This is a genomic window from Saccharomonospora iraqiensis subsp. paurometabolica YIM 90007 (genome assembly GCF_000231035.2).
GTDB classification, from domain to species: domain Bacteria; phylum Actinomycetota; class Actinomycetes; order Mycobacteriales; family Pseudonocardiaceae; genus Saccharomonospora; species Saccharomonospora paurometabolica.
Map to the genome: position 1 here is coordinate 7,719 of NZ_KI912236.1, position 9,644 is coordinate 17,362.

Annotated in this window: 10 protein-coding genes; 7 read left to right on the forward strand and 3 right to left on the reverse strand. The window is 73.2% G+C overall.

Annotated elements, in window-relative coordinates; all coding sequences use genetic code 11:
* A partial coding sequence (locus SACPADRAFT_RS0211585; RefSeq protein WP_028662404.1) for an MMPL family transporter occupies positions 1–1,328 on the reverse strand: 1,328 nt, incomplete at its 3' end.
* Between the two features lie 170 nt (positions 1,329–1,498).
* Between SACPADRAFT_RS0211585 and SACPADRAFT_RS0211590 the strand changes: the two genes are divergently transcribed.
* The 4 genes from SACPADRAFT_RS0211590 (at position 1,499) to idi (ending at position 5,340) form a co-directional block, all read left to right on the forward strand.
* A complete protein-coding gene (locus SACPADRAFT_RS0211590) occupies positions 1,499–1,981 on the forward strand; it encodes a MarR family winged helix-turn-helix transcriptional regulator (RefSeq protein ID WP_007025217.1) in 483 nt (160 codons plus the stop codon).
* A gap of 177 nt (positions 1,982–2,158) precedes the next feature.
* Positions 2,159–3,436, forward strand: coding sequence for a cytochrome P450 family protein (locus SACPADRAFT_RS0211595; protein WP_007025218.1), 1,278 nt, complete (start codon positions 2,159–2,161; stop codon positions 3,434–3,436).
* Positions 3,437–3,581: 145 nt separating this feature from the next.
* Positions 3,582–4,490 (forward strand): homocysteine S-methyltransferase, encoded by a 909-nt coding sequence (mmuM, locus tag SACPADRAFT_RS0211600; RefSeq protein WP_040924272.1) that lies wholly within the window; start codon positions 3,582–3,584, stop codon positions 4,488–4,490.
* A gap of 208 nt (positions 4,491–4,698) precedes the next feature.
* On the forward strand, positions 4,699–5,340 hold the full coding sequence (idi, locus tag SACPADRAFT_RS0211605) for an isopentenyl-diphosphate Delta-isomerase (RefSeq protein ID WP_007025220.1): 642 nt from the start codon (positions 4,699–4,701) through the stop codon (positions 5,338–5,340).
* 31 nt (positions 5,341–5,371) lie between these two features.
* On the opposite strand, the gene SACPADRAFT_RS0211610 is transcribed toward idi, so the two are convergent.
* Together SACPADRAFT_RS0211610 and SACPADRAFT_RS0211615 are read right to left on the reverse strand one after the other, a co-directional pair.
* Complete coding sequence (locus SACPADRAFT_RS0211610; RefSeq protein ID WP_007025221.1) at positions 5,372–6,853, reverse strand: aldehyde dehydrogenase family protein; 1,482 nt, start codon at positions 6,851–6,853, stop codon at positions 5,372–5,374.
* A 79-nt stretch (positions 6,854–6,932) separates the two neighbouring features.
* Positions 6,933–7,604: a GntR family transcriptional regulator gene (locus SACPADRAFT_RS0211615; protein WP_007025222.1), complete on the reverse strand. Its 672-nt coding sequence runs from the start codon at positions 7,602–7,604 to the stop codon at positions 6,933–6,935.
* A gap of 138 nt (positions 7,605–7,742) precedes the next feature.
* Between SACPADRAFT_RS0211615 and SACPADRAFT_RS0211620 the strand changes: the two genes are divergently transcribed.
* The 3 genes from SACPADRAFT_RS0211620 to SACPADRAFT_RS27220 all read left to right on the forward strand — a co-directional run.
* On the forward strand, positions 7,743–8,975 hold the full coding sequence (locus tag SACPADRAFT_RS0211620) for a sarcosine oxidase subunit beta family protein (RefSeq protein WP_007025223.1): 1,233 nt from the start codon (positions 7,743–7,745) through the stop codon (positions 8,973–8,975).
* A gap of 12 nt (positions 8,976–8,987) precedes the next feature.
* Positions 8,988–9,263 (forward strand): sarcosine oxidase subunit delta, encoded by a 276-nt coding sequence (locus SACPADRAFT_RS0211625; RefSeq protein ID WP_007025224.1) that lies wholly within the window; start codon positions 8,988–8,990, stop codon positions 9,261–9,263.
* The coding region (locus tag SACPADRAFT_RS27220) for a 2Fe-2S iron-sulfur cluster-binding protein (RefSeq protein ID WP_007025225.1) at positions 9,260–9,644 on the forward strand (385 nt) is incomplete at its 3' end. The genes SACPADRAFT_RS0211625 and SACPADRAFT_RS27220, both read left to right, overlap by 4 nt.

Here is a 9,644-nt window from a genome sequence, read left to right on the forward strand (position 1 = left end):
GCGGTCCCGGTCGGCTCCGCCTCGGCGACCCCGTCGACGGCCCGGGTCGCCCGCAGCACCGCACCGGTCGCATCGGCGTCGGCGATCACCACGGTGGGCGCGCCCGCGCCGCCGGGGAAGTACTCGGCCAGGACCTCCTGCCCGGCGACCGACTCGACGCGTTCGAGGAACAGCTCCGACTCGGCCGTCCCACTGGCCTCGAACTGCGGCAGGAACGCCGCGGGCACCAGCAGGGCGACGGTCGTGAGCAGCCAGACCGCCCGCGGCGTGCGATCGACGCGCCCCGCGATCCGGCCCCAGACCCCCTCCGACTCCGGCTTGCGGGTTCCCCTGTGCGGCCGGAACGGCCAGAAGGCGACCCGGCCGAACACGACGAGCACGGCGGGCAGGAACGTGGTCGAGGCCAGCAGCGCGGCCGCGATGCCGATGGCGGCCACCGGACCGAGGTCGCGGTTCGAGTTCAGTTCGCTGAACAGCAGGCACAACACGCCCAGGATGACCGTGCCCGCCGAGGCGAGGATCGGTTCGATGGTGCCCCGCCACGCCCGCAGCATGGCGTCCCGGCGGCCGGGGACCTCGCGGAGTTCCTCCCGGTAGCGGGACACGAGCAACAGCGCGTAGTCGGTGGCCGCACCGAACACGAGGATGAACAGGATGCCCTGGCTCTGCCCGTTGAGCGCGAGCACACCGCCGTCGGCCAGCAGATACACCACGAAGCTCGCCAGCCCCAGCGCGAGCACCGCGGACAACAGCACGAGCAGCGGGAGCAGCGGGCTGCGGTAGACCACGACGAGGATCACCGCCACCACCGAGCCCGCCACGAGCAGCAGCAGCCCGTCGATCCCGCTGAACGCCTCGGAGAGGTCCGCGACCCGCCCCGCGGGACCGGTGACGTAGACGTCGAGCCCGGCGGGGGCCCGCGCGAGCATCCCGCGGATGCGTTCGACCGACTCCCCCGGGTCGCCCGCGACCGGGGCGACCAGCCGTAGTGCCGCGTCGGCGGCGGGCGCGGGGAGCACCGGGGACACCCCCGGCGCGGTGACGTCGGCGTCGGCCAGTCGGGAGCGGGCATCCTCCAGGAACGCACGGTCGGCCGGGGTGATGCCCTCCGGCCGTTCGGCGACGACGACGGCCGGCACCGCGCCGGTGTCGGCGAACTGCCGTTGCAGCCGTTGCACCTCGGTGGACTCCGCGGAGGTGGGCAGGAACGCGGCGCTGTCGTTCTCGGCCACGTCGCTCAGCATCCCGGCGTACGGACCGCCGACGGCGCCCACGGCCAGCCACACGAGGAGCAGAAGAGCGGGCAGGAACCTGCGGAGTGGACGCACGGGGTTTCTTTTCTTTCGACGATCGAACGGATTGGGTGCAATACTAGGCTCGGCGGTCACGCGCGGCAATCCGGATGCCCGGATCGGGTACGCGCGGCGGCGGCCCGACGAGGGCCCCGCCGGGGAGCACGGCCCGGCGGAGGCGACGACCGTGGCGGAAGGACGGCGAGGTGGCCGAGCACGTCGACAGCGACGACGAGGCGTTGATCCGGCAGGTACGCAGGTTGACGGTGGAGGCCGACCGGTTCACCGAGATGTTCGGCGAGGTGCACGGTCTGCACCGCACCGACCTGAACGCCGTTGTCGCGATCATGGACGCGGACCGCACCGGCGCCCCGCTCAGCCCGGGCGAGCTGGCCGGGACGCTGCACCTGAGTCCGTCGGCCACCACCTCGGTGCTCGACCGGCTCTCCGCCGCCGGGCACGTGCGCCGGGAGAGCGACCATGCCGACCGGCGGCGGGTGGTGCTGCGCGTGTGCGACAGCGCGCTCCGCCTCGGATCCGAGCTGTTCACACCTTTAGGTGAGGAGTACGCCCGGGTGTGGGAGGGTTTCGACGACGCCGAACGCCGGACCATCGCCCGGTTCCTCACCGGGACGACCGAGGCGACCGTCCGCATCCGCGCCCGCCTCGTCCGCCCCGACCAGGGCTGACATTCCGGAGACCCCGGTGCACGGGCCGCCACCGGGCCACGTCCGCCGTCCGGGGCGACCGAACGCCTCCCGGCGTGTCCCGTCCGGCGCCGGTTCCACCGGTGCCGGTCGCCGGGGGGCCTACAATCGCCTCCTCACGATCAGCGCCCACCCCCCTTTCCGCCGTCGGAGCAGCTCATGTCGGGTCCCCACGCACCACCCACGGCGCTGTACGGTCCCGGGTTCGCGCGCGACCCGGCGCGGCTCAACGAGGACCTCCGACGACGCCACGGTCCCGTCGCTCCGGTTCTGCTCGACGGCACCGTGCCCGCGTGGCTGGTGCTCGGCTACCGGGAGCTGTACCAGGTCGCCGACGATCCCGGGCTGTTCGCCCGCACCCGCCGGCACTGGCACAGCGGGCAGCACGTCCGGCCGCAGGAGCCGATCGATCCCCGGGTGAGCAGGACCCCGGGGGTGGAGACGGTCCCACGGTCCGGTGACCGGCCCGCCGCCGTACCCGGCTCCGGTGCCGCGCCACCACCACTGCACGAGGCGCTCGCCGAGGTCGATCCGATGGAGCTGCGCCTGCGGGTCGAGCAGGTCGCCGACCGCCTGGTGAACGGCTTCGCCGGGCGCGGGACGGCCGACCTGATCGCCGGGTACACGCACCGGATCCCGATGTTGACCCTCGCGCGGATCTTCGGACTGTCCGAGACCACGGTGCCCGGGCTGGTGCGGGACACCGGCCTGGCCGCGACACCCGGACCGGAGGCCGGACCGGCGCGGCAGCGGATCGTGTCGCTGATGCGGGAGCTGGTGCGGCACAGACGCGCCCACCCCGGCGCCGACCTGCCGTCCCGGATCCTCGCGCACCCGCGTGCCCCGCACGACGACGCGGTCGCGACCGACCTCTTCCTGACCCTGGAGGCGGCCCACCTCGCGACGGCCGACTGGATGGGCAACGCGCTGCGGCTGATGCTCACCGACGAACGCTTCGCGACCACCCTCTCGGGTGGCCGGGGCAGCATCGGGCAGGCGCTCAACGAGGTGCTGTGGCGCGATCCCCCGGTGCAGAACATCGTGGGACGGATCGCGACCACCGACACCCACCTCGGCGGTCGGCGGGTCCGCCGGGGGGACCTGCTGGTGCTCGGCGTCGCGGCGGCCAATGCCGACCCGCACGCCCGTGTCCGCGGCGCCTGTCCGCAGGTCGTCGCGGGTGGGGGCGGCGACGTCGGGGGAGCCGTGGGGAACGAGGCGTACCTGTCGTTCGGCCACGGCGAACACGGCTGCCCGTACCCGGCGCAGGAGATCGCGGCGACCGTCGCCCGGGGTGGGGTCGAGGTGCTGCTGGACCGCCTGCCCGACGTGCACCTCGCGGTGCCCACCTCCGCCCTGGCCTGGCGGCATTCCGTCCGGATGCGGGGGCTGACGACCCTGCCGGTGCGCTTCACCCCGGCGAGACCGGGTAGCTGAGCCCCGTCCGGCACGGCCGGCCGGGCTCCGGCGGCGCCGGGCGCCTCGGCACGGTCCGGGCCCGGCCGGTCCGGCGCTCCACCGTCGTATCGGGCTGTTCTCCGTGCGGTCCGGACGGGTGGTGGACGCGCCTAGAGTGGGTGCCGTGGGATTCGCTCCGAACGACTCCGACGGCACCGTGACCGTGCTCGACGGGGGGCTCGCGTCCGCGCTGGAGGCCCGGGGGCACGAGCTCACCGACGCGCTGTGGTCGGCGCGGCTGTTGCTCGACGCCCCGGAGGAGATCGTCGCCGCCCACCGCGCGTTCTACCGGGCCGGGGCGCGGGTGGCGACCACGGCGAGCTACCAGGCCTCGTTCGACAGACTCGCCGCGTACGGGCTGGACCGCCACGAGTCCGCACGGGTGTTGCGGCGCAGTGTCGACCTGGCGCACGAGGCCCGCGCCACGGCGGCCGCGGCGTCGGAGTTGTGGGTGGCGGCGTCGGTCGGCCCGTACGGTGCGGCGCTGGCGGACGGGTCGGAGTTCCACGGCCGGTACGGGGTGGGCGTCCCCGCACTGCGGCGTTGGCACCGCCCCCGGATCGAGGTACTGGCCGAGGCGGGGCCGGACGTCCTCGCGCTGGAGACGGTGCCGGACGTGGACGAGGCCGAGGCGCTGGTGCGCGCGGTCGAGGGGGTGGGGCTGCCCGCGTGGCTGACGTTCAACGTCGACGGCGGGCGTACCCGGGCCGGACAGCCGATGGCCGAGGCGTTCGCCGTCGCGGCGGACGCGCCGGAGGTCGTCGCGGTGGGGGTGAACTGCTGTGCCCCCGCCGAGGTACCGGACGCCGTGGCGTGCGCGCGGGAGGTGACCGGCAAACCGGTCGTGGCCTACCCGAACAGCGGCGAGGGCTGGGACGCACACCGCCGCGACTGGACCGGCCCCACCCGCTACCGCGCCACGGACGCCCCCACCTGGCTCGCCGCAGGCGCCACCCTCCTCGGCGGCTGCTGCCGCGTCCTCCCCACCGACATCGCCCGCCTCGCCGAGGTGGTCACCCCGGCTGTGCCGTGAGGGGCACATTCCCTGCACGGGACGCAGTGAAAGTGCCCCTCACCGCGCTGAGCGCAGCGAAAGTGCCCTTCACGGCACACCTGCCGGCACCCCCGTTCGGGTGGGGTGGGGCGGTCGGGTTGCCGGGGACGGCGACACCCAGCAGAGTGCAGGCGAGGCCGGGGGACACGGCCGGTGTGTGTGCCGCGAGAGGAAGGGGGTCGGGTCCATGATCTCAGCACTCGACACGAATTCGGCGCTCGATCCGGACACCGAGTACGTGGTGCTGTGCGGTGCGGACCACGAACCCGTCGGGTTCGCACCGAAGGCGGAGGTGCACCACGAGCACACACCGCTGCACCTGGCGTTCTCCTGCTACGTCTTCGACCGCGCGGGTCAGCTGCTCGTCACCCGGCGGGCCGGGGCGAAGAAGACCTGGCCCGGCGTGCGGACGAACTCCTGCTGCGGCCACCCCGGGCCGGGTGAGGTGCTGCCCGACGCGGTGGCCCGCAGGCTCACCGACGAACTCGGCGTCGTGGCGGACACGATCGAGCTGGTCCTGCCCACCTTCTCCTACCAGGCCACCATGCCGGACGGCACGCGGGAGAACGAGGTGTGCCCCGTCTACCGGGCGACCGTGGCCGACCGGCCCGCGCTGCACCCGGACCCGTCGGAGGTCGACGAGGCCGGGTGGGTGCCGTGGACCGACTTCGTCGCCGAGGTGCGCGCGGACCCGTCGGCCGTGTCGCCGTGGTGTTCCCGGCAGGTCGGCGCACTGCACCGGCTGGGCCCCGACCCGCTGCGCTGGCCGGTCCCCGACGACACCGAGCTGCCCTCGGCGGCCCGGGAGCCCCTCACCCCGCGCGGGTGAGCTCCCCGCTCGGCCGCGGCCCGGCCCACGCTCAGCCGAGGGGGAAGGTCCGTGGGGTGTACTGCACGCTGATCCAGTGGTCGGTGGTGAACTCCTCGATCGCCCAGTCGCCGCCGAAGCGGCCGAGCCCGGACGCCTTCTCCCCGCCGAACGCGGTGTTCGGGTCGTCGTTGATCGTGGTGTCGTTGACGTGGGTCATGCCCGCGCGCACCTGCTGCGCGAACCGCACGCCGCGTTCGATGTCGGCGGTGTAGACGGCGCTGGAGAGCCCGTACTCGGTGTCGTTGGCGAGCTGGAGGGCGTGCCGCTCGTCGTCGGCGCGCACCACGGTGCCCACCGGCCCGAACACCTCCTCCGCCGCGGTGGCGACCCGGTTGGTGCCCACCAGCAGGTGCGGGGGCAGCACCAGCCCGGTCGGGCCGAGCGGGTCCCCTCCCACGACGAGCTGTGCGCCGTCGTCGACCGCGCGGGAGACCTTCTCGCGCACCTGGGAGAACTGGCTGCCGTTGACGATCGGCCCGATCTGGGTCTCCGTGTCCGTCGGGTCGCCCGGACGCAGGCCCCGGACCCGCTCGGCGAACCGGTCGACGAACCGGTCGTGGACCCCGGCGTCGACGATCACGCGGTTGGTGGCCATGCACACCTGCCCCTGGTGGACGTAGGAGCCGAACACGGCCGCGTCCACGGCGCCGTCGAGGTCGGCGTCGTCGAGCACCACCAGCGGACCGTTCCCGCCGAGCTCCAGGGCGCACCGCTTGAGCGGGGCCTTGCGCGCGATGTTCTCACCGACCGGGGTGGATCCGGTGAACGAGATGACCTGCGGAATGTCGTGGGTGACCACCGCGTCGCCGATTTCGGAGCTCTTCCCGACCACGACGTTGAGCAGCCCCGGGGGGAGTCCGGCCTCCTCGTACAGCTTCGCCAGCAGCAGCCCCCCGGTCACCGGGGTGTCCCCGGCGGGTTTGAGCACCACCCCGTTGCCCACCGCCAGCGCGGGTGCCACCGACCGGTTGGACAGTTGCAGCGGGAAGTTCCACGGACTGATCACCGCGACGACGCCGACGGGTTGCCGGTAGACGCGGTTCTCCTTGCCGGGGATCGTGCTGGGCAGGATCCGCCCGGCCACCCGGGAGGGGAACGACGCGGCCTCCGCGAGGACCCCGCGCACGAGGTCCACCTCGAACTCGGCCCGGAAACGCACCGCCCCCGCCTCGGCGATCAGCCACTCCACGAACTCCCGGCGGCGCTCGTCCAGAATCCGGATCGCACGCAGGAAGACCTCGGTGCGCTCGCCCGGGAGCCGGGCGGCCCACTCGGCCTGCGCCCCCCGGGCGGCCCGGTAGGCACGGTCCACGTCCCCGGTCGAGGCCAGGGGGAGCTCGGTCAGTACCTCGCCGGTGTAGGGGTTGGTGTCCGCCGCCACCGACTCCGAGCCGCCCGCCCGCCACTCACCGCCGATCGGCATGCGGTCGAAGCCGGTGTACGCGCGCGGCGCCTGTCCTGGGGAGTTCATCGACGCTCCTTCGCCTCGCCTGTCCTGCCCGGTCGGGAATACCCGTGGGCGCGGGCGGGCAACCGGCGGCGTCGCCCGGCTACTCGCGGAGGGCGGCGAGCACGGCGTTCTCGAAGTGGGCGACGTGGCCGGTGGCGATCTCGGCCGCCTCCTCGCCCTCGCCCGCGATGATCGCGTGCAGCATGCGCTCGTGTTCGGCGACGTGCCGCGGCATGCCCTGCAGCCGGGTGAGGAACAGGTACCAGATCCGCAGGGTCAGGTTGTAGTAGTGGTTCAGCGTGGCTTCCAGGTACCGGTTCCGGGTGCAGTGGTAGATCGCCCGGTGGATCTCGGTGTCCAGCCGCATCAGGTCCACGTCGTCGCGTTGCAGGCTGATCCGGTCGGCCAACGCGGCCAGCTCGGCCCGCTCGGCGTCCGAGGCCCGTGCGGCGGCGCTGCGGGCCGCCTGCCCTTCCAGGTGCCTGCGGACCTCGGCGATGAGCCCGTGGTCGGTGATGTTGATTTCGGTGGCGAACGTGCCGCGCCGGGGATAGATCACCACCAGGTCCTCGGCCTGCAGCCGCTTGATCGCCTCGCGCAGCGGGGTGCGGCCGACCTGGATGCTGCGGGAGAGCCGCTCCTCGTTGATCGGTGCCCCCGGCGGGATCTCCAGGGTGACCAGCATGTCCCGCACCGTCGTGTAGGCGTGCTCGGACAGCGATCGGCCCGCGTGCCCACCGGCGACGGCGGAACTGTTGACTCCGGAATCCACGGGGTCCTACTGTAGACGACACGCTGATATATCAGACGTCGACCAGTATTCGATCAGCTGTTCCTCAGTCGCCGACCGACCTCGGCGACCCGGCTCCGCACTCCCCCGCTGCTGCGCACGCTCGAACGGAGGTTCTCGATGACGCCTCGCACCCCCTGTGCCGACCTGCCGGACCATCCGGCGCGGCTCTGGGACTCCCCGGAGCCGAAAGCGTCCTACGACGTGGTGATCGTCGGTGGTGGTGGGCACGGCCTGGCCACCGCGTACTACCTGGCCGTCAACCACGGCATCACCGACATCGCCGTGCTCGAACGCGGATGGCTGGCCGGCGGGAACATGGCCCGCAACACCACGATCATCCGCTCGAACTACCTCTGGGACGAGAGCGCCGGCCTCTACGAGCATTCGCTGAAGCTGTGGGAGGGGCTGGCCGACGAACTCGACTACCCGCTGCTGTTCTCCCAGCGCGGGGTGCTCAACCTCGCGCACTCGCTGCAGGAGGTCCGCGACGCGGTCCGCCGGGTCGAGGCGAACAAACTGGGCGGCATCGACGCGGAGTGGCTCGACCCCGCGCAGGTGGCCGAGATCTGCCCGATCCTGAACACCTCGGAGGACCTGCGCTACCCGGTGCTCGGGGCGACCTGGCAGCCGCGGGCGGGCATCGCCAAACACGACCACGTCGCCTGGGGCTTCGCGCGTGCGCTCGACCGCATGGGTGTGGATCTGATCCAGAACTGCCCCGTCACCGGATTCGAGCGGGTCGGTGACCGGGTCGTCGGGGTGCACACCCCACGCGGCACGATCCGGGCGGGCAAGGTGGCGCTGGCGGCGGCGGGCAGCACGTCCGTGCTCACCGACGACCTCGGGCTGCGGCTGCCGATCCAGAGCCACCCGCTGCAGGCGCTGGTCTCCGAGCTGCTCGAACCCGTGCACCCCACCGTGGTGATGTCCAACGCGGTGCACGTCTACGTCAGCCAGGCGCACAAGGGCGAACTCGTCCTCGGCGCGGGCATCGACGCGCACAACTCGTACGCCCAGCGCGGGTCGTTCCACACCATCGAGCGGGAGCTGACGGCGGCGGTCGAGCTGTTCCCGATGTTCTCCCGCGCCCACGTGCTGCGCACCTGGGCCGGCGTCGTCGACGTCACCCCGGACGCCTCGGCGATCATGGGCCGCACCCCGTTCGACGGCCTCTACGTCAACTGCGGCTGGGGCACCGGCGGTTTCAAGGCCACCCCCGGCGTGGGCTGGTGTTACGCCCACACGATCGCCCACGACGAGCCGCACCCGCTCAACGCCCCGTTCGGCCTGGAGCGGTTCACCACCGGCGCACTGATCGACGAACACGGCGCCGCCGGTGTCGCGCACTGAAGGAGTCCGACGATGATGCTCATTCCCTGCCCGTGGTGCGGGCCGCGCAACGAGACCGAGTTCCACTACGGCGGCCAGGCCGACGTCCGCTACCCGGACCGGCCGGACGCGGTGTCCGATGAGGACTGGGCGCGGTTCCTCTTCTTCCGGGACAACCCGCGGGGCGTGTTCACCGAGCGGTGGTCGCACCAGGCGGGCTGCCGCCGCTGGTTCACCGTGCGCCGGGACACCACCAGCAACGCCATCGAGCCCGACGACCCACACGCAGCAGAGGCGGTGACGAGGTGAGCACCGAGTTCCGGCTCGCCGACCGGGGACGCATCGACCGGGACCGCCCGGTCCGCTTCCGCTTCGACGGCGACGACTACGAGGGATACGCCGGCGACACACTCGCCTCGGCGCTGCTGGCCAACGGCGTCCACGCGGTCGCCACCAGCATCCGGTACGGCCGTCCGCGCGGCATCATGGCCACCGGTGTGGAGGAACCGAACGCGCTGGTGCAGATCGAGGAGCCGTTCCCGGAGCCGATGCTGCCCGCGACGACGGTCCCGTTGCGGGAGGGGCTGGCGGCCACCGGCCTGCCCGGCCAGGGGCGGCTCGCGACCGACCCGGACCCCGCCCGCTACGACGCGACGTACGCGCACTGCGACGTGCTCGTCGTCGGGGCGG

What these genes read in the sequence shown, in the direction of transcription:
- SACPADRAFT_RS0211595 (WP_007025218.1), top strand. Translation starts at nt 2,159, where the DNA reads ATGTCGGGTCCCCACGCACCACCCACGGCGCTGTACGGTCCCGGGTTC.
- idi (WP_007025220.1), top strand. Translation starts at nt 4,699, where the DNA reads ATGATCTCAGCACTCGACACGAATTCGGCGCTCGATCCGGACACCGAG.
- SACPADRAFT_RS0211610 (WP_007025221.1), bottom strand. Translation starts at nt 6,853, where the DNA reads ATGAACTCCCCAGGACAGGCGCCGCGCGCGTACACCGGCTTCGACCGC.
- SACPADRAFT_RS0211620 (WP_007025223.1), top strand. Translation starts at nt 7,743, where the DNA reads ATGACGCCTCGCACCCCCTGTGCCGACCTGCCGGACCATCCGGCGCGG.
- SACPADRAFT_RS0211625 (WP_007025224.1), top strand. Translation starts at nt 8,988, where the DNA reads ATGATGCTCATTCCCTGCCCGTGGTGCGGGCCGCGCAACGAGACCGAG.